Origin of the sequence: Rhodoferax sp., from assembly GCF_025354435.1 — a bacterium.
Taxonomy (GTDB): Bacteria; Pseudomonadota; Gammaproteobacteria; order Burkholderiales; family Burkholderiaceae_C; genus Rhodoferax_B.
Genome location: NZ_JANXMU010000051.1, coordinates 24,678 through 42,375, shown reverse-complemented (window position 1 = coordinate 42,375; position 17,698 = coordinate 24,678). Strand labels below are relative to the sequence as shown.

General features: G+C 62.3%; 19 protein-coding genes. 8 read left to right on the top strand and 11 right to left on the bottom strand.

The window, feature by feature from the left end:
- Positions 1-4 precede the first annotated feature (4 nt).
- From Q0T48_RS14095 to mnmG, 6 genes are all read right to left on the bottom strand, one after another.
- A complete protein-coding gene (locus Q0T48_RS14095; RefSeq protein ID WP_295957261.1) occupies positions 5-925 on the bottom strand; it encodes a ParB/RepB/Spo0J family partition protein in 921 nt (306 codons plus the stop codon).
- 13 nt (positions 926-938) lie between these two features.
- Entirely contained in the window at positions 939-1,472 is a 534-nt protein-coding gene (locus Q0T48_RS14090; protein WP_295957259.1) for an alpha/beta hydrolase, read from the bottom strand.
- 65 nt (positions 1,473-1,537) lie between these two features.
- The gene (locus tag Q0T48_RS14085; protein WP_295957257.1) at positions 1,538-2,305 is read right to left on the bottom strand and encodes an AAA family ATPase; all 768 of its coding nucleotides are present in this window, start codon (positions 2,303-2,305) and stop codon (positions 1,538-1,540) included.
- Between the two features lie 14 nt (positions 2,306-2,319).
- On the bottom strand, positions 2,320-2,934 hold the full coding sequence (locus Q0T48_RS14080) for a LysE family transporter (RefSeq protein WP_295957256.1): 615 nt from the start codon (positions 2,932-2,934) through the stop codon (positions 2,320-2,322).
- 30 nt (positions 2,935-2,964) lie between these two features.
- Positions 2,965-3,618 carry a 16S rRNA (guanine(527)-N(7))-methyltransferase RsmG gene (gene rsmG / locus Q0T48_RS14075; RefSeq protein WP_295957254.1) on the bottom strand — a complete coding sequence of 218 codons (654 nt, stop codon included), beginning with the start codon at positions 3,616-3,618 and terminating at the stop codon, positions 2,965-2,967.
- Complete coding sequence (gene mnmG, locus Q0T48_RS14070; RefSeq protein ID WP_295957253.1) at positions 3,615-5,588, bottom strand: tRNA uridine-5-carboxymethylaminomethyl(34) synthesis enzyme MnmG; 1,974 nt, start codon at positions 5,586-5,588, stop codon at positions 3,615-3,617. The genes rsmG and mnmG overlap by 4 nt, the downstream gene beginning before the upstream one ends.
- A gap of 161 nt (positions 5,589-5,749) precedes the next feature.
- Between mnmG and Q0T48_RS14065 the strand changes: the two genes are divergently transcribed.
- From Q0T48_RS14065 to Q0T48_RS14050, 4 genes are all read left to right on the top strand, one after another.
- Positions 5,750-6,079: a hypothetical protein gene (locus Q0T48_RS14065; protein WP_295957251.1), complete on the top strand. Its 330-nt coding sequence runs from the start codon at positions 5,750-5,752 to the stop codon at positions 6,077-6,079.
- Between the two features lie 4 nt (positions 6,080-6,083).
- Positions 6,084-6,350 (top strand): DUF2164 domain-containing protein, encoded by a 267-nt coding sequence (locus Q0T48_RS14060; RefSeq protein ID WP_295957249.1) that lies wholly within the window; start codon positions 6,084-6,086, stop codon positions 6,348-6,350.
- A gap of 137 nt (positions 6,351-6,487) precedes the next feature.
- A complete protein-coding gene (locus Q0T48_RS14055) occupies positions 6,488-7,420 on the top strand; it encodes a DUF808 domain-containing protein (RefSeq protein WP_295957248.1) in 933 nt (310 codons plus the stop codon).
- Between the two features lie 219 nt (positions 7,421-7,639).
- Positions 7,640-8,641 (top strand): transporter, encoded by a 1,002-nt coding sequence (locus Q0T48_RS14050; RefSeq protein WP_295957247.1) that lies wholly within the window; start codon positions 7,640-7,642, stop codon positions 8,639-8,641.
- An 84-nt stretch (positions 8,642-8,725) separates the two neighbouring features.
- Here Q0T48_RS14050 and Q0T48_RS14045 read toward each other — a convergent pair whose 3' ends face one another.
- From Q0T48_RS14045 to Q0T48_RS14035, 3 genes are all read right to left on the bottom strand, one after another.
- Positions 8,726-9,775 carry an NAD(P)-dependent alcohol dehydrogenase gene (locus Q0T48_RS14045; protein WP_295957246.1) on the bottom strand — a complete coding sequence of 350 codons (1,050 nt, stop codon included), beginning with the start codon at positions 9,773-9,775 and terminating at the stop codon, positions 8,726-8,728.
- A 75-nt stretch (positions 9,776-9,850) separates the two neighbouring features.
- Positions 9,851-10,918: a Gfo/Idh/MocA family oxidoreductase gene (locus tag Q0T48_RS14040; RefSeq protein WP_295957245.1), complete on the bottom strand. Its 1,068-nt coding sequence runs from the start codon at positions 10,916-10,918 to the stop codon at positions 9,851-9,853.
- On the bottom strand, positions 10,915-11,718 hold the full coding sequence (locus tag Q0T48_RS14035) for a ThuA domain-containing protein (protein WP_295957244.1): 804 nt from the start codon (positions 11,716-11,718) through the stop codon (positions 10,915-10,917). The genes Q0T48_RS14040 and Q0T48_RS14035 overlap by 4 nt, the downstream gene beginning before the upstream one ends.
- A gap of 111 nt (positions 11,719-11,829) precedes the next feature.
- Between Q0T48_RS14035 and Q0T48_RS14030 the strand changes: the two genes are divergently transcribed.
- The 4 genes from Q0T48_RS14030 to Q0T48_RS14015 are packed head-to-tail and all read left to right on the top strand — an operon-like array spanning position 11,830 to position 15,056.
- The gene (locus Q0T48_RS14030) at positions 11,830-12,789 is read left to right on the top strand and encodes a helix-turn-helix transcriptional regulator (RefSeq protein ID WP_295957243.1); all 960 of its coding nucleotides are present in this window, start codon (positions 11,830-11,832) and stop codon (positions 12,787-12,789) included.
- A gap of 54 nt (positions 12,790-12,843) precedes the next feature.
- Positions 12,844-14,148: a HipA domain-containing protein gene (locus Q0T48_RS14025; RefSeq protein WP_295957242.1), complete on the top strand. Its 1,305-nt coding sequence runs from the start codon at positions 12,844-12,846 to the stop codon at positions 14,146-14,148.
- Positions 14,145-14,726 carry an NAD(P)H-dependent oxidoreductase gene (locus Q0T48_RS14020; protein WP_295957241.1) on the top strand — a complete coding sequence of 194 codons (582 nt, stop codon included), beginning with the start codon at positions 14,145-14,147 and terminating at the stop codon, positions 14,724-14,726. The genes Q0T48_RS14025 and Q0T48_RS14020 overlap by 4 nt, the downstream gene beginning before the upstream one ends.
- A 54-nt stretch (positions 14,727-14,780) precedes the next feature.
- Entirely contained in the window at positions 14,781-15,056 is a 276-nt protein-coding gene (locus Q0T48_RS14015; RefSeq protein WP_295957240.1) for a YkgJ family cysteine cluster protein, read from the top strand.
- Positions 15,057-15,135: 79 nt separating this feature from the next.
- On the opposite strand, the gene Q0T48_RS14010 is transcribed toward Q0T48_RS14015, so the two are convergent.
- A complete protein-coding gene (locus Q0T48_RS14010) occupies positions 15,136-15,969 on the bottom strand; it encodes an SHOCT domain-containing protein (protein ID WP_295957239.1) in 834 nt (277 codons plus the stop codon).
- 120 nt (positions 15,970-16,089) lie between these two features.
- Positions 16,090-17,355 (bottom strand): carbohydrate porin, encoded by a 1,266-nt coding sequence (locus Q0T48_RS14005; protein ID WP_295957238.1) that lies wholly within the window; start codon positions 17,353-17,355, stop codon positions 16,090-16,092.
- Positions 17,356-17,698: the final 343 nt, after the last annotated feature.

Sequence of the window (17,698 nt, the reverse complement as noted above, 5' to 3'; positions counted from 1 at the left end):
CGGTTCAGTGCGCCGCGCTGCGCGTGAGTTTTTCGACCAGGCCGTTGAGCTCGTCCAGCGAGCCAAACTGCAGCACCACTTCGCCCATTTCCTCGAACTTTCCGTGGCGTTTGACGCGCTTTTTAATGCGGATGTCCACCTCGGCCATCAGCAGGTCCGACAGCTCTTCTTCCACCCGTTTCAGGTCGCGCGACTTCTCTTTGGCAGCCTTGGGCGAGGGCGTGAGCGAGAACTCGGCGCTGAGTTTTTTGACCAGACTTTCGGCCTCGCGCACCGACATTTTCTTGGCGGCGATCTGGCTGCCCGCGCTGATCTGGGTGGCCCGGTCAAGTGCCAGCAGGGCACGGGCGTGGCCCATGTCCAGGTCGCCCGCCATCAGCATGGTCTGCACCGGGTCAGCCAGGTTCAGCAGCCGCAGCAGGTTGCTGGCGGCGCTGCGCGAGCGGCCCACGGCCTGGGCCGCCTGCTCGTGCGTCATGGCGAATTCTTTCACCAGGCGCTGCAGGCCTTGGGCTTCTTCCAGCGGGTTCAGGTCTTCGCGCTGGATGTTTTCGATCAACGCCATGGCCGCGGCCGATTCGTCGGGCACGTCGCGCACCAGCACCGGCACGCGGTCCAGCCCGGCGATGCGGGCGGCGCGGAAACGGCGCTCCCCGGCGATGATCTCGTACTTGCCAGCGTTGTCCCCGCTGGCCAGTTGGCGCACCAAAATCGGCTGCATGATGCCCTGGGCCTTGATGCTCTCGGCCAGCTCGTACAGCGCGCCCTCGTCCATGCGGGTGCGCGGCTGGTACTGGCCAGGCACCAGGTCGCTCAGCAGCAAGACGGTGGGCAAGCCCGTTTCCAGTGGCGTGGGATCGACGACCTTGGGGCCGAGCAGGGCATCCAGGCCCATGCCCAGGCCTTTGCGTTTGGGGGTTGCCATAGTCTTGTGCTTTCTAAATATTTGCGAGCAATAGCGCCCTGCCCTGCGGCCAGTCGCCCAGGCCGGATTCGGCATTGATGTGGCCGCGCGGGCCGATGTTGTGCAGCGCCGCGCCCCAGTGCTGGGCGTATTTTTCGGCGGCTGCCAGGCTGCAGTACGGGTCGTCGGTAGAGGCCACCAGCGTGGATGCAAACGGCAGCTTGCCCAGCACCGGCACGGCCCAACGGTGCAGCTGGGGCGGGTAGTCGGGCTGGGCCGTATCGGGCGGTGCCACCAATAATGCCCCCTGCACCTTGGCCGTACTGTGGGAAACCGCCGCCCACGCCGCCACCAAATGGCAGCCCAGGCTGTGCGCGGCCAGCCACACCGGCCCGTCTTGCTCCTGCACCACTTCTTCCAGCCGGGTGATCCAATCACCGCGCAGCGGGCGCATCCAGTCGTGCTGGGTGACGCGCAGGTCACCAAATTCGGCTTCCCACAGGGTTTGCCAGTGGCCAGGGCCGGAGTCTTGCCAGCCGGGAAGGAGCAGAACGCAAGGAATTGTCATTTGCTATTATTTATATAGCTACTAGCGTAGATGTTATTTGCACTAGAGGCCTATTTTTTATAAATTCAGGCCTTGATCCGATCGACCATCTCTTGGGCGAATTCGACGTAGGCCACGCTGCCCTTGGCCGCCGGGTCGAACACCACGCCGGGCAAACCGTAGCTGGGTGCTTCGGCCAGGCGCACGTTGCGCGGGATCACGGTGTTGAACACCTTGTCGGCAAAGTGGGCCTTGAGCTGCTCGCTCACCTGTTGCTGCAGGGTGATGCGGGGGTCGAACATCACGCGCAGCAGACCGATGATTTGCAGGTCTTTGTTCAGGTTGGCGTGCACCTGCTTGATGGTGTTGACCAGGTCGGTCAGGCCTTCCAGCGCAAAGTATTCGCACTGCATGGGCACGATCACGCCGTTGGCGGCGCACAGGCCGTTCAGCGTCAACATCGACAAACTAGGCGGGCAGTCGATCAACACAAAGTCGTATTCGGCAGCCACCGTGGCGATGGCGGCCTGCAGGCGCTTTTCGCGGCGCTCCATGGTCACCAGCTCGACCTCGGCGCCGCTGAGTTCGCGGCTGGAGCCGAGCACGTCGTAGCCGCACTTCTCGGCTTTTACGCGGGCTTCGGCAATGCTGCTGGATTCGAGCAGCACGTCGTACACCGTGAGCTCCAGCGTGCGCTTGTCCACACCCGAGCCCATGGTGGCGTTGCCCTGCGGGTCCAGGTCGATCATCAACACGCGCTGCCCCACCTTGGCCAGACCCGCGGCCAGATTCACGGTGGTGGTGGTTTTGCCGACCCCGCCCTTTTGGTTGGCAACACAAAAAACTTTAGCCATGCGGCACTTTCAAATTATTTAGACAGCGCCAGCTTCACGCCAAAGCCAATGAGGAATACGCCCGCCAGCTTGTTCAGCACGCGGGACACGACCGGGTTCGCACGTATGCGCTCGGCCAGAAAATGGGTCAACAAGGTGGCGACCAGGCCGTAGACCAAGGTCAGCGCGGCAATCGTCAATGCCATCACCGCAAAAGTCAGCAAGCCCTGGTGGTGGGCCGGGTCCACAAACAACGGAAAAAACGCCATGTAGAACACGATGGCCTTGGGGTTCAGCAGGGTGATGACCAGGGCCTGGCGCAGAAAGTGGGATGGCTTGATGTTCAAAATAGGCGCATCGCCCGCCTTGGCCAGCAGCATCTTGCCTCCCAGGTAGGCCAGGTAAGCCGCACCCAGCCACTGCACCGCCGCAAACGCCACCGGGTAGCTGGCCAGCAAGGCCGCCACTCCGGCCACCGCCGTCCACATCAGCACCTGGTCGCCCAGGATCACGCCCAGGGTAGCGGCCAGGCCGCCCCGGATGCCGCCCTTGCTGGTGGAGGTGATGAGCGCCAAATTACCCGGGCCTGGGATCATCAAAAAAACGATGATGGCCGCGACGAACGCGGCGTAATTTGCAATGCCGAACATGGGGAACTCCTCGCGTGTGAGGAGGCAAGTTTACGCGAGAGTATTTTTAGAGCGCATCCAGATAATGCAACGCTCTGCGCCCAGCCCTGGCACGCTGAGTTGTTCCACGTGAAACACCTCTACCGAAGCGGACAACGCGGCGATTTCTGCGTCGGGGTGCTTGGCCTTCATGGCCAGCCACACGCCCTGCCCGGCCAGCGCGCCGACCGACCAAGTGGTGAAATCGACCAGCGAGGCAAACGCCCGGGCGCTGACCACGTCGAACTTTTCGGTCAGGCTCTCGACCCGGGCGTGCACGCCACGCAGGTTAGGCAGCTTCAGTTCCAGCGCGGCCTGCTGCACAAATGCGGCCTTCTTGCCGACGGTGTCGACACAGCGCACTTGCAACTGCGGGCAGCAGATGGCGAACACCACGCCGGGCAGGCCAGCGCCGGAACCTACATCCAGCAGCTTGGCATCTTCGCGTCCCGCCAAATGGCGCAGCAACGGCGGCACGGCGGCCAGGCTGTCGATCAGGTGGTGGGTCAGCGCTTCGGCTGGGTCACGCAGGGAGGTCAGGTTGTAAACCTTGTTCCACTTCAGAATTAGGTCCAGATAACGCAGCAGGGTCTGGTGCTGTGCGTCCGACAGGGTGAGACCGAGCTGCGCGGTGCTGCGGGTCAGTATCTCCAAACGATCGCTCATGCAACCGCCTCCTCCACCGTAGGCCGGTCCTTCCAGCCCAGCTTCTTCAAATGCACCAGCAGCAGCGAAATGGCCGCCGGGGTCACGCCCGACATGCGCGAGGCCAGGCCCAGCGTTTCGGGCCGGTGTTTGTTGAGGGTGTGGCGCACCTCATAGCTCAGGGCGCTGACCTGCAGGTAGTCCAGGTCGGAGGGGATCTTCAGGTGCTCGTAGTGGGCGGCGCGGTCGATCTCGGACTTTTGGCGTTCGATGTAACCCGAGTACTTGGCGTTGATGTCCACCTGCTCCAGTACGGCGGCTACAAAGTCGGCCTCGGCTGTTTCACGTGGAACACCGGGGGCGAACTCGGGCACGGCGAACTTGGCACCGGCCAGCGACATCAACCCGTCGTAGTGCACATCCGGGCGGCGCAGCAGCTCGGCCAAGCTGTACTCGTGTTCGATGGCTTTGCCCAGCACCCGCTCGGCCTCGGCCACCGCCAGGTTCTTGGGGCTGATCCACAGGCTGCGCAGGCGCTCTGTTTCACGTGAAACAGCCTCCCGCTTGCGGTTGAATGACTCCCAGCGGGCATCGTCTACCAGGCCCATATGGCGGCCCATCTCGGTAAGGCGCATGTCGGCGTTGTCTTCGCGCAGCTGCAGGCGGAACTCGGCGCGGCTGGTGAACATGCGGTAGGGCTCGGTCACGCCCTTGGTGATCAGGTCGTCGACCAGCACACCCAGGTAGGCCTGGTCGCGGCCCGGCAGCCAGGAGGCTTCGCCACGGCATTGCAACGCAGCGTTGATACCGGCGAACAGGCCTTGGGCCGCCGCCTCTTCGTAGCCGGTGGTGCCGTTAATCTGGCCCGCGAAGAACAGGCCGCCGATGGCGCGGGTTTCGAAGCTGGTTTTCAAGGCGCGGGGGTCGAAGTAGTCGTATTCGATGGCGTAACCGGGGCGCAGGATGTGGGCGTTTTCCATGCCCTTCATGGAGCGCACCAGGTCGTACTGTACGTCGAACGGCAGGCTGGTGGAGATGCCGTTGGGGTAGATCTCATGGGTGTTCAGGCCCTCGGGTTCCAGGAAGATCTGGTGGCTGTCCTTATCCGCAAAGCGGTTCACCTTGTCTTCCACGCTGGGGCAGTAGCGCGGGCCCACGCCCTCGATCTTGCCGGTGAACATGGGGCTGCGGTCAAAGCCTGCGCGAATGATCTCGTGCGTGCGCGCATTGGTGTGGGTGATCCAGCACGGCATTTGCGCCGGGTGCATCGCCCGGTTGCCCATGAAGCTGAATACCGGAATCTGCGCGCCCATGCCGCCGGGCATGCCGTCGCCGGGCTGCTCTTCCAATTGGCTGTAGTCGATACTGCGGCCGTCGATACGCGGCGGCGTGCCGGTTTTCAGGCGGGCCTGGGGCAGCTTGAGTTCCTTGAGCCGGGCGCTCAGCGACACCGCCGGTGGGTCGCCTGCGCGGCCTGCGGCGTAGTTGTTCAGGCCGACGTGAATCTTGCCGTCCAAGAAGGTGCCCGCCGTCAGCACCACGGTGCGGCTGCGGAACTGGATGCCGACCTGCGTCACCGCGCCTACCACCCGGTCGCCTTTGATCATCAGGTCGTCCACGGCCTGTTGGAACAGCCACAGATTCGGCTGGTTTTCCAGCATGCGCCGAATAGCGGCCTTGTACAGCACCCGGTCGGCCTGGGCCCGCGTGGCGCGCACGGCCGGGCCTTTGCTGGAATTGAGGATGCGGAACTGGATGCCGCCCTCGTCGGTGGCCAAGGCCATGGCCCCGCCCAGCGCATCCACCTCTTTGACCAAATGCCCCTTGCCGATGCCGCCGATGGACGGGTTGCAGCTCATCTGGCCCAGCGTCTCGATGTTGTGCGTGAGCAGCAGGGTTTTGCAGCCCATGCGCGCAGCGGCCAGCGCGGCCTCGGTGCCGGCATGGCCACCGCCAACCACGATCACATCAAATTCTTGGGGGTACAACATACGCTCTTCCTCTGTCAGTGCCAGCCCCAGCACTGGCAAACCGCGCCAAAATAGCGGGTCCACGGGCAGGTGGGGAATCCAGCATTTTAATAAACCCCCTGGTTTCCTGCGGCAACACCGGCTCTTATCATTGGCGTACCGCCATCGCTGAAAGGAAACCCATGCCCTCCTCTACCGAAGCCATCATCCTGGCCCGCGTCAACCAGAAGATTCTGGCAGCGGGCGAAACCCTGCCACGCGTGACCCTGCAGGACGGCAGCCAGGTGCAGACCGGCACCGTCGCCGCCATGCTGCACAACGTGGCGCTGTACAACGCAGCCAGCGCAGACGCGCGCGGCGAGATCGAACGCGAGTTGGAGCTGGCCATCCCCACCCTGGCCAAGATCGGTCTGTTTGCCCTGTTCAGCCCCGCAGAATGGTGCAGCGGCAGCAATCCGGGGCGGCAGTTTGTGGGCCAGAAAGCCCAAGAATATCTGGCTGCAAACAAGTAAACCCATGCCCATCACCATCCGCCCCGACACCCGCCAGCAGGCCATCGCCTCCATCGAGCGCTACTTTCTGACCCACATGGACGAGAAAATCGGCAATGTGGCCGCTGGGGGTTTGCTGGGCTTTTTCCTCGAAGAAATCGGGCCGCTGGTCTACAACCAGGCGGTGGCCGATGTGCAGGCCCAGCTGCAGGCGCGGGTGATGGAGGTGGACATCGAGGTGCACGAGGACGCATTCACCTACTGGCACAAGGCCGATAAACAGCGCAAATAGCCTTAGCTCCTGTTTTCATAGCTACTTGCGTAGGCGGAATATGCACCAATAGTCTATTTGGCATATGACTTTACCGTCCAGCGACAATCTCTCCATGCCGCCGCGCGGTGCAGCGGCCCTGTTTGGAAAACTCCCCCATGGCCTCTAGCCTGCTTGCGCTGATCGACGATATTGCCTCCATCCTGGACGATGTCACCTTGCTGACCAAGGTGGCGGCCAAGAAGACCACCGGGGTGCTGGGCGACGACCTGGCGCTAAACGCGCAGCAGGTCAGCGGCGTGCGCGCCGAGCGCGAGCTGCCGGTGGTGTGGGCCGTGTGCAAGGGATCGTTTCGCAACAAGTTGATTCTGGTGCCCGCCGCGCTGGCCATCAGCGCCGTTGCCCCCTGGGCAGTAACCCCGCTGCTGATGGTGGGCGGTGCCTATCTGTGCTTTGAAGGCTTTGAGAAGCTAGCCCATCCCTTCATGCACAGCGCCGATGCCGTGGCCGCAGAACACAGCGCGCTGGTGGCCGCGGTGGCCAACCCGGCTATCGACCTGGTGGCGCTGGAGCAGGACAAGATCAAAGGCGCGGTGCGCACCGACTTCATCCTGTCGGCCGAGATCATCGCCATCACCTTGGGCACGGTGCAGGGCAGCGGCTTCAGCACCCAGCTCAGCGTGTTGACCACCATTGCGGTGGTGATGACGGTGGGCGTGTACGGCCTGGTGGCCGCCATCGTCAAGCTGGACGATGGCGGCCTGTACCTCACGCAGCAAAACAGCGCCTGGCAGCGCAGCCTGGGTCGCGGCATTCTGGCGTTTGCGCCCTGGATGATGAAGACGCTATCGGTGGTGGGCACCGCCGCCATGTTCCTGGTGGGCGGCGGCATATTGACGCACGGCTGGCCTGCCCTGCACCATGGCATTGAAGCCATCACCCAGTCGGCTGCGGCGCTGCCGGGTGTGGGCGGCCTGCTGCAAACCGTGGCTCCAACGCTGCTGGACGGCATCGCCGGGGTGGTGGCCGGTGCGGTGGTGCTGGCCGGGGTACTGCTGGTGCAGCGCGTGCGGGGCAAGAAGGCGCACTAAACCGTACTGAGGTTTGCTATGTAAAAAATAGCTGCTTGTGCTGGCCCGGCCAACACAAGAAACCGATTTTTTACAAATTCGCTGCCATACGCCTGTCACGCCTTTGTCACGCAGCGGTAAGACACTGGGCAGTTTACCCACGGTGCTTTTCCATGACTCCAGTAACCACCCCGGTGCGATGTGTTCCACGTGGCACATTGGCCCTGGCGGCCTAGCACCGTGCAAATCACCTACGGTGCCGACAAAACCGGCCTGCTCTGCGGCTACCGGTTTGAAAATGGTGCGCCCGGCGTGCCAGTGGACCTGGCCGAAGCCGCGGCCTGGCTGCGCAGCGACACCCCCAAGGGCGTGGCCGATTTCGTGTGGCTGCACTTCAACCTGAGTGACGCGGCGGCCGAGGCCTGCATCCGCAAGCACCTGGATGCCGTGCCCGAGTTCTTCGAGGCGCTGCACGCGGGCTCCCGCTCTACCCGCATCGAGGACGCGCACGACACGCTGATCGCGGTGGTCAACGATGTGGCGTTCGAGTTCGCCTTCGACCCAGCCGAGATCGCCAGCCTGTGGCTCAACGTGGGCCCGCACATGGCCCTCAGCGCCCGCTCGCACCCGCTGCGTTCCATCGACCGCATGCGCGATGCCGTCAAGCACGGCAAGCCGCTGGCCTCGTCGGTGGCGTTTCTGAACCAGTTGCTGATGGAGCAAGGCGACGTGCTGGTGCACATCGTGCGCGAAACCACGGTGCAGGTAGATGCCATCGAAGACAAGTTTTTGGTGGGTCGCCTGCACAACCGCCGCGCCGACCTGGGCAAACTGCGCCGCGTGTTGGTGCGCCTGCAGCGCCTGCTGGCGCCCGAACCGGGGGCCTTGTTTCGGCTGCTGCGCCTGCCGCCGCCGTGGATCAGCGAGCACGACCTGGAAGCGGTGCGCCAGGCCACCGAAGAGTTTTCGCTGACCATCCGCAACATGTCGGAGCTGAAAGAACGCATCAAGCTGCTGCAGGAAGAAATCGCCGCCCAGGTGAGCGAGCAGACCAATCAGAGCGTCTTCACCCTGACCGTGGTCACCATGCTGGCCCTGCCGATCAACATCGTGGCCGGGCTGCTGGGTATGAATGTGGGCGGCATCCCCCTGGCCGACCACCAGCACGGCTTCTTCGTGGTGGTGGCGATCATCGTGGTGTTTACCGCGCTGGCCGGGTTGTACGTATATCGGAAAAAATAGAAAAATTAGTATATTTTGATAGCTGCTAGCGTAGGTTAAATTTACGCTAGCAGCTATTTTTATGCCTGAAAAAAGGCCTGAAAACTATAGCGTGGCCATGTCAATGACGAAGCGGTACTTCACATCGCTTTTCAGCATGCGGGTGTAGGCGGTTTCAATCTGGTCCATGGGGATGGTTTCGATGTCCGACACGATGCCGTGCTGGGCGCAGAAGTCCAGCATCTCCTGGGTCTCTGCAATGCCGCCGATCAGCGAACCGGCCAGGCGGCGGCGCTTGAAAATCAGGCCAAACACATTGGGGGACGGGTGCGGGGTTTCTGGCGCGCCGACCAGGGTCATGGTGCCGTCCAGCTTGAGCAGGCCCAAGAAGGCATCCAGGTTGTGCGCAGCGGCGACGGTGTTGAGGATGAAGTCAAAGCTGTTGGCGTGGGCGGCCATCTCGTCGGCGTTCTTGGACACCACGACTTCCTTGGCGCCCAGGCGCAAGGCATCTGCACGCTTGCTCTCGGAGGTGGTGAACAGCACCACGTGCGCGCCCATGGCGGCAGCGATCTTCACGCCCATATGGCCCAAGCCACCCAGGCCAACGATGCCGACCTTCTGGCCGGGGCCCACTTTCCACTGGCGCAGTGGCGAATAGGTGGTGATGCCCGCGCACAACAGCGGGGCTACCGCGGCCAGGTCGTCCAGCCCGTGGGAGATGCGCAGCACGAAGGATTCGCGCACCACCATGTGGTTGGAATAGCCGCCATAGGTGTTGGTGCCGTTGGGGAACACCGGGCCGTTGTAGGTGCCGGTAAAACCGTTGTCGCAGTACTGCTCCAGGCCTTCGACACAGGGTGCGCAGTGCTGGCAGCTATCGACCATGCAGCCAATACCGACCAGGTCACCCACCTTGAATTTACTGACCAGATCGCCCACCGCCGTGACGCGGCCGACGATTTCATGGCCGGGTACGCTGGGGTACACGGTGTTCTGCCACTCGTTGCGGGCCGTGTGCAGGTCGGAATGGCAAACCCCGCAGTACAAAACATCCAGCGCCACGTCCTGTGCGCCAGGGGTGCGGCGTTCGAAGCTGAAGGGGGCCAGAGGGGTCGTGGGGGAGGTAGCGGCGTAGCCGTGGGCGGTGGTCATGGGAGGTGCTCCTGTGGGGGTGTGGCAAAATAAAGGCGCATGTTAAGCCGATCCCATGACCACCGTGTAACAAGGCTATTGGCCAGCGCCAGGGTGGATCTGCACCGGCTTGCCCGTGCGCGCACTCTCGTACAGCGCGTCCAGAATTTGCATTACCACCAGCCCCTCGTCGCCGCCCGCCGGGTGCGGCGTGCCGGTGAGGATGGCCTCGGCGTAATCGAACATGGCCGATTGGGCCTCTAAGGTGGGCGGGCACAGGTGCATGTCCACCGGCGCACCGTTGACTTCGGTGAACACCTGCGCGTCGAAGGTGTAGCCACCGCCCAGATTCTTTTGCAGCAGCCCAGCCTTGGTGCCCAGCAGCCGGGTTTCCATCAGCTCAGCCTCCTGGATGTTGGCGGCCCAGGAGGCCTCCAGGGCCAACGTAGCACCGGTATCGAAGCGGATGAACCCAGCAGCCAGGTCTTCCACATCAAAGGTCTTGCCGGCCTTCTGGGCCAGGCCGCTGGCGATGGGGTTGTAGGTGCTGCCCATCACCCAGGTGGGTTGCGGGTAGCCCATCAGCCACAGGGCCAGGTCCAGGCGGTGCACACCCAGGTCGATCAACGGGCCGCCCCCGGCCAGCGCCTTGGTGCCAAACCAGCCACCAAAGCCAGGCATACCACGGCGGCGGTGCCAGACGCTGCGACCAAAGTAGAAGTCGCCAAACAAGCCGGCATCCACCTGGGCCTTCAGGGCCCGGGATGCGGCGCTGAAGCGGTACGAGAAGTTGATCATCAGCCGCTTGCCCGCGTCTTTGGCGGCTTCCAGCATCTGGCGGCTCTCTTGGGCGTTCATGGCCATGGGCTTTTCGCACAGCACGTGGCAGCCTGCGGCCAGCGCGGCCAAGGTCAGTTCCATGTGAAACTTATTGGGGGTGCAGACGCTGACCACGTCCAGCCGCTCGGTCGCCAGCATTTCTTCGGCAGAGGCATAACGGCCTGCCACGCTGAACTCGTCACCCACCTTGGTCAAGCGTGCCGCGTCGGGGTCAGCCAAGGCCACCACTTCCACGTTCGGGTGCTCTTGCCAGCCTTTGATGTGGGCGCGGCCCATGCCCAGACCGATCACGCCAACACGCAGTTTTTTCATGGTTTCGCTCATACCAAATCCGCCTTGGTCTGGGTGATGCCGACGTTGGTGAAACCGGCTTTGGGGCTGATGGTCTCCAGCGGCGCAGCATTAGGGCACACGTCCACGATGTTGACGCGGGGCGCGGCCCACTGCACGGCGTTGGCGATCACGCGCTGCACGTTTTTGTCGTGGTAGGTGGGGTAGGCCTCGTGGCCAGGGCGGAAGTAGAAGATGCGGCCATGGCCGCGCTCCCAGCAGCAGCCGGAGCGGAACACCTCGCCACCCTCGAACCACGAGATGAACACCGTGCTGTCGGGCTGCGGAATGTCGAAGCGCTCGCCGTACATCTCTTCATTGGGCAACTCGAAATATTCGCCCAGACCGGCGGCGATAGGGTGCGAGGGTTCGACCACCCACAGACGTTCTTTTTCGTGCGCCTCGCGCCATTTCAGCGAGCAGTTGGTGCCCATCATGCGGCGGAAGATTTTGCTGAAATGGCCGGAATGCAGCACGATCAAACCCATGCCTTCCAGCACGCGCTTTTGCACCTGGTCGACCACCGCATCGTCCACCAGATTGTGCACCTTGTGGCCCCACCAAATCAGCACGTCACAGCTGGCCAGGCGGGCTTCGCTCAGGCCGTGCTCGGCCTCATCCAGCGTGGCGGTACTGGTGTCCAGCGGCAGGGCACCGGGGTTCAGGCCGGGGGTGGCGGCCAGTGCGTTGGCAATGGTGGTGTGCAGACCTTCGGGATAGATAGCACCGACGGCGGCGTTTTCGCGTTCGTGGCGGAATTCGTTCCAGACAATAACAGAAATACGGGTTTTCACTAGGGTGCTCCTGGCGTGGGGTAATGGGTTGTGTGGCCTAGACTCTAAGCCTGCCAGCACCCTGCTGCCAGCCAAAATGCTGCCAAAAATCCGCAATGAATAGCAAAAAACATGGAACATAGACTGCAAGTCGACTCGCCCCTGTATGCCGCCGCCCCGGCAGCATCTGCGGCACAGGACGCAGTGGCCATGCGCCAGCACCTGGGCGACTTCTTAAGGCGCGCCATGGTGGGCAGCCTGGTGGTGCACCTGCCCGGGGGGGCCCCAGTGGAGCGCGGCGAGGGCCACTTCCACGTCGGCCCCGAGCTGTTCCTGCAAACCGGCGGCTGGACCGACTTTTGCCTGCCGCACGGCACGCTGACCCTGGGCCCCGGTGAGGCGCTGCTGATGCCGCCGCAGTTGCTGCATGCCGAGCAGGTGCGCGCCGCGCCCGCCCAGCCGTTTGCCAACCTGGTGGTCTACGCCGAGGCCCACGCCCTCACCTGCCATCTGGCGCAAGAAATCCACACCGGCAAGCCCGGCATACGCCACCTAGAGATGCGCCAACACCCGCAGGCCCGCCACATCCACGACTGGCTGGCCGACGCGGCCCGGCTGGGCCAGAACATGCAGCCCGAATGGGCCACGCTGCAAATCCGCGCCCTGGTGGCCGCAGCCACTGCCGGGGTGCTGCGCGCGCTGGCCGATATCGACCCGCACACCGCCCCCGAATCCGCCTGGGTCACCAAGGTGCGGGTACTGGTGCAAAACCAACTGGGCGATGCGGATTTGAGCGTGCGCGGCCTGGCCCAGCAATGCGGCTGCACGGCAGACTATTTGTCACACCTGTTCCGCCAACAGACGCAGGAAGCCCTGGTGGCCTACATCAACCGCATGCGCATGGCCCGCGCCGCCCGCCTGCTGGCCGAGAGCGCGCTGGCGGTGAAAGAGGTGGCCTGGGCCTGCGGTTACGCCAACCCCAGCTACTTTATCCATAGCTTTAGGGCGCAGTACGGGCAGACGCCCAAGGGCTACCGGCAAGGGCGTGACAATCCTGTTTATCCTATCAAATACTATTTACTTGGTAGTTAAAATACGTGTAACCTGTTGATTAAAAAGATAATTCATACGATTTTTTTATTTATCATGTCAGCCGATACCGAAGCACTTTTATTGCATTTGCAAAGCCATGGCGCGTCCCGCTCGGCGGATCTCCAGAAGGCCTTGGGCAAAAGCCAGTCCACGGTGTCGCGCCTGCTGGGCCAGTTACCGGGCCAGGTGCTCACCCTAGGCCAGGGCAAAAGCGCCCGCTACGCTCTACCTCAGCCGATTGCAGGCAGTGCCGCACAGCAACCGCTGTGGCGGGTGGACAGCGCAGGCCGGGCCCAACCCTTGGGGCATTTGAGCCTGCTGGCCCGGGACCATATCCATATCGAGGCACCTGGGCTGGACGTGCTGTCCACCACCGGCTTGCCGTGGTACCTGTTGCCACTGCAAGCGCAGGGGTTTTTAGGCCGCCTGCTGGCGCAGAGCCTGACGGGCTACGGCGTGCCCGGCAACCCCGACCACTGGGACCTGCAGGCCACGCTGACCGCCGCCTTGCATTTACACGACGCGCCAGGGGCCCTGGTGCTGGGGCACCTGCACGCAGCCACCGCTTTGCCTGCCCTGCCCCCACCCGGGCCCGACCTGGGCCTGGCGCTGGACGCGCTGGCCCACAGCATCGCCCATACCTTGCCTGCGGGCTCGTCCATAGCGGGCGGTCAACCCAAATTTTTGGCCACCAACCACCTCGGCACACCGGTGCTGGTGAAGTTCTCGCCCCCGCGTGGCACGCCGTTTGGCGAGCGCTGGCACGACCTGCTGCATGCCGAAGCCCTGTGTCTGCAGGTACTGCAAAGCTACGGCCAGCAGGTGGCGGCCTGCGAGGTGGTGCACAGCCACAACCGCACTTATTTGGTCAGCCAAAGGTTTGACCGCATCGGCAGCGCGGGCCGCCAGCATGTGGTTTCGGTGGGTGCGGCGCACGCGGCCTTTGTGCCCGGCGGCTACCAGCACTGGGCCGCCACCTGCGATGCGTTGGCGCGGCAAGGGCGGCTGTCGGCAGACGATGCGCTGCAGGCGCTGTTCCGGCTGCAATTTGGCCGCTTGGTCGGCAATACCGCTATGCATGCCGGCAACCTGGGCCTGTTGGCCCTTGGCGATAGCTTGAAAGACATCGCCAAAGGCCGCTTCGCCCTGGCCCCGGTCTACGGCATGCTGCCCATGCGCTACCAGCCCGATGCCCAGACCGGCGCTCTGGACTACGCCGCGTTTGCCACCGATGGCTTTTGGGCCAATGCTAACGCCATGGCCGCTGCCCAGCAGTTCTGGTCGCTGCTGGCCGAGCACCCGCAGGTCAGCCCGGCGTTGCAGGGTTTGGCCCGAACTATGGTGCAATCTGCTGTATGAAAACACTCCTATTCGCGGGCAGCACCCGCAAACAGTCGTACAACCGCCAACTGGCCCAGGCCACCGCCCGCATCGCCACGACAGCGGGTGCCGAGGTCACCCACATCGAGCTGGCCGACTTCGACATCCCCATGTACAACGCCGACCTGGAGGCCGAGGGCACGCCCGCCGACGTGCTGCGCCTGAAAGAAATCATGTTCGCGCACCCGGCCTGGATCATTTGCGCGCCTGAGTACAACGGCAGCTATCCCGCGCTGCTGAAGAACACCATCGACTGGGCCTCCAGTCCTGTCAAGACCGACCCGGTGTGGAAAGACGGTTTCCGCTCCTTCACTGGCAAGGTGTTGGGCCTGTTGAGCGCCTCGCCGGGCGGGCTGGGGGGTTTGCGCTCGCTAACCCACCTGTCGCCGCTGATGGCCAATATGCAATGCTGGGTGGCCCCCAAGCAATTCGCGCTGGGCCGGGCGTTCGATGCGTTTGCCGAAGACGGCAATTTAAAGCAGGAAGCCCATCGCGCCAGCGTGCAAGCCGTGATCGACCAGGTCCTGTGGGCCGCCCGTAAGTTTCAAGCCGAATAAGCTTCTTGCGCTGGTCCAATCAGCACAAGCGGCTATCAAATATAGAGTAACCCCATGGAATGCAGACTAGGCTGCGGTGCCTGCTGCATTGCCCCCAGCATCAGCTCGCCCATCCCCGGCATGCCGGTAGTCAATGGCATCAGCAAACCGGCCGGGGTGCGCTGCGTGCAACTCGACGCGACCAACCTGTGCCGTATTTTTGGCCAGCCAGAGCGCCCGGCGGTATGCGGCCAGCTGCAGCCCGCGCAAGACATGTGTGGCAGCAGCAACCTTCACGCCATGCACTACCTGACGCAACTGGAAATCGCGACCCAACCTGAATCCATTTAACCTGGACTTCTATTGCTTTTTAGGCTGCTAGCGCATGTTCCACCTGCACTAGTAGCTATATAAAAAATAGCAGTCAGGTTCACATGTCTTTCAGGATTTCCTGGCGCTTTTGCTGGTATTCCTGGTCGGTGATCAGGTCTTTTTCGCGCAGGCTTTTCAGTTTCTGCAGGCGCAGTTCTTGTGCATCAAAGAAAGACGCGTTGCGCACAACGGGTACTGGGGCCACAGCGACTACAGGCGCGGCAGCTTTCACCAGGGTGGGGGCAATGGCCGATGTCATGCCCGCAGTGAGCGGGAACGTCAGCCAGTCGGCACGGTGGCTGGTCGCCAGCACGCTTTGCAGCTGGGCAGAACCCGCGCCATTGCGCGAACCGTAACGGAAGGTCGGCGTCACGCCGGTACCGCGCCAGTTGTCATAAAAATTGAACCGCGCGTCGCGCACCACAAGTTGCAAACCCTCGGCATTGACAAAAATGCGGGCAGTAACTGCCGTAGGAGGTTCAATCGAGTTACGGACGCGGCGCTCGCTGCTGACCAGCAACACGTCCTGGCCCGGCGTAGCACTGGCCAGGGCCTGCGACAGGGGTTCGGCAAGTTGCTCGGCCTCGGAGCCCGTCACCAGCTCCACAGGGACCTTGGCACCCGGAATACGGACCGACTCCAGCAATTGCTGCAGGGTTCTGGTGTCCATCACCGCTGGATGCCGATTGTCGGGGGCACCGGCTTCGCGTGCCACCAGCTGGATGCTGGAGAAGTCGTGGATGTTCCAGACGGTCCGCTGGTCTGGCTGGCTGGCATCACCGGCCTTACCGCCACCAAACAGCCCATCGAACAGACCCGCATTGGCACCGGACGCAGCCACCAGGCTTGCGGCGCAGACCGCCGTGGCGATCCATTGCTTGGCTTTTCTCATAGGTTCCATTTCACTCGGGACTTACATCAGTCCCGGCACACACAAAAAAGCCCAGGTGGACACCGTTGATTCCAACAGCATGCACCTGGGCCCGACTCAGCTTCTCACAAAACTAAGGGCTTACCACCAAGCTTCCACTTGCACGCCAACCGTAGTGGCCTTGGTACGGCCAAAGAGAGCACCACCGGTGGGTGCCGCAGCAGCGGCTGCATCGTTCCAGTTGGCACGGGTAGCGTAGATACGGAACTCAGGACGGGTCCAGAAGTCGGTATTGGGCGAGAAGGCCACGGCAAACGTACCCTTGGTCAGGTTTTGTTTGTCTTGCCCGTCAATCTTGCGCTGGGTCAGACCCAGTTCACCCAAGAGCTTGACGTTCTTGGCCACGCCGTAGGACACACGTCCACCCAAAGATACGTCTTTGGTGGTTACGCCGTTGTCGGGCTTGATGGTTTGATAACCCACCAGAGCCTGGCCACCAAATACACCGCTTTGCCAATTGATGGATTCAATGATACGGCTTTGTTTGGCACCCAGGGCAGGCACACCGGCAGTGTCCAGGTTGTAGAACTTGCCATCAATGTCCGCATGGCCAGTCGATCCCTGCAAGAAGAAGGAGTTGGTCAGACCCGGAACAATGAAGTCGGCTTGGTTATGCAACAGGCCCAATGCGCCACCGTTGGAGCCCTGGGCAAACGTACCGTTCACAATGCCGCCGGTCAGGGTCAGCTTGCCACCGGGATTAACCGGCAGATCGCGCCACTGGAAGTTGGCACGGCGGGCATTGTTGGTGGTGTTGTTTTTGTTGTCAGAGTTGCCATCGCTGTACACCGCGAGGTTCAGCTTGCCAAAACCGACATCAATACCGTCGGCACCCGCACCGTAGTTGTCACCATCCTGCATCAGCCATTGGTCGATGATGTGGATGTCCTGGACACGGTGGAAACGCTGACCAGCCCAAAAGCTGACGTTCGGCGCAAAGCTCAGGCCGGTGATGTCAGAATAGATTTGCGGCGTACCGGTGGTGCCGTTGTAGTAGTTGGGCATCCAATGGACACCCCACTTCACGCCTCCGCCCAGATCCCAGTTTTTGCCGATCAAGACTTCAAAGTAGTTGTCGCCTTCATTGCCCAAGCGGTAGTGGCTCAAGCTGCCGCCCAGTTGGTACTGGCCTTTGGCCTGGCCATTGGCAGACGAATAAAAACCGCTGCGCAAGTAGCCGGTGAATTCCAGACCCGTGGCGTCCGTGACCTTCTTGACCACCTGGGTGATCTGCTTTTCCAGCGTGGCATCCACAGGCACATCGTTCGCCGCCTGGGCAAAAGCATGGCCACCTGCCGCCAACAACGACGCTGCGGCGACGGTGGCACGTAATGTAAAGAACTTCATCTTTGTTATCTCCGTTGGTCTTTTAAGTAACGACTTTGAACACCCAACTGGGTGTGGCTAAAGTTGACCGGAGGAAACCCCCAGCCACGAAATCCTGAAAATTCAGGCTTACTGAACTGCACCCTTTGCTTTTGCCCTTCGTGGCACAAAACCAATCCCCGCTGCCACCTACTTTCTCACCACAAGGTCTTTCAGACTGGTTGTGTAAACGCTCTGTAAATTTCTTTGAAGATTATGTAAGTTTGTTACAAAAATTTCATCGTACGTACAGTTTTTACGTTCTTGAAAGAAACAAGACGAAACAGGAGAACGCAGAAATCCCCGCCTCTTTCACTCACAAAAT

Coding starts and splice junctions, on each gene's coding strand:
- Q0T48_RS14095 (WP_295957261.1), bottom strand. CDS start 925: ATGGCAACCCCCAAACGCAAAGGCCTGGGCATGGGCCTGGATGCCCTG.
- Q0T48_RS14090 (WP_295957259.1), bottom strand. CDS start 1,472: ATGACAATTCCTTGCGTTCTGCTCCTTCCCGGCTGGCAAGACTCCGGC.
- Q0T48_RS14085 (WP_295957257.1), bottom strand. CDS start 2,305: ATGGCTAAAGTTTTTTGTGTTGCCAACCAAAAGGGCGGGGTCGGCAAA.
- Q0T48_RS14080 (WP_295957256.1), bottom strand. CDS start 2,934: ATGTTCGGCATTGCAAATTACGCCGCGTTCGTCGCGGCCATCATCGTT.
- rsmG (WP_295957254.1), bottom strand. CDS start 3,618: ATGAGCGATCGTTTGGAGATACTGACCCGCAGCACCGCGCAGCTCGGT.
- mnmG (WP_295957253.1), bottom strand. CDS start 5,588: ATGTTGTACCCCCAAGAATTTGATGTGATCGTGGTTGGCGGTGGCCAT.
- Q0T48_RS14065 (WP_295957251.1), top strand. CDS start 5,750: ATGCCCTCCTCTACCGAAGCCATCATCCTGGCCCGCGTCAACCAGAAG.
- Q0T48_RS14060 (WP_295957249.1), top strand. CDS start 6,084: ATGCCCATCACCATCCGCCCCGACACCCGCCAGCAGGCCATCGCCTCC.
- Q0T48_RS14055 (WP_295957248.1), top strand. CDS start 6,488: ATGGCCTCTAGCCTGCTTGCGCTGATCGACGATATTGCCTCCATCCTG.
- Q0T48_RS14045 (WP_295957246.1), bottom strand. CDS start 9,775: ATGACCACCGCCCACGGCTACGCCGCTACCTCCCCCACGACCCCTCTG.
- Q0T48_RS14040 (WP_295957245.1), bottom strand. CDS start 10,918: ATGAGCGAAACCATGAAAAAACTGCGTGTTGGCGTGATCGGTCTGGGC.
- Q0T48_RS14030 (WP_295957243.1), top strand. CDS start 11,830: ATGGAACATAGACTGCAAGTCGACTCGCCCCTGTATGCCGCCGCCCCG.
- Q0T48_RS14025 (WP_295957242.1), top strand. CDS start 12,844: ATGTCAGCCGATACCGAAGCACTTTTATTGCATTTGCAAAGCCATGGC.
- Q0T48_RS14020 (WP_295957241.1), top strand. CDS start 14,145: ATGAAAACACTCCTATTCGCGGGCAGCACCCGCAAACAGTCGTACAAC.
- Q0T48_RS14015 (WP_295957240.1), top strand. CDS start 14,781: ATGGAATGCAGACTAGGCTGCGGTGCCTGCTGCATTGCCCCCAGCATC.
- Q0T48_RS14010 (WP_295957239.1), bottom strand. CDS start 15,969: ATGAGAAAAGCCAAGCAATGGATCGCCACGGCGGTCTGCGCCGCAAGC.
- Q0T48_RS14005 (WP_295957238.1), bottom strand. CDS start 17,355: ATGAAGTTCTTTACATTACGTGCCACCGTCGCCGCAGCGTCGTTGTTG.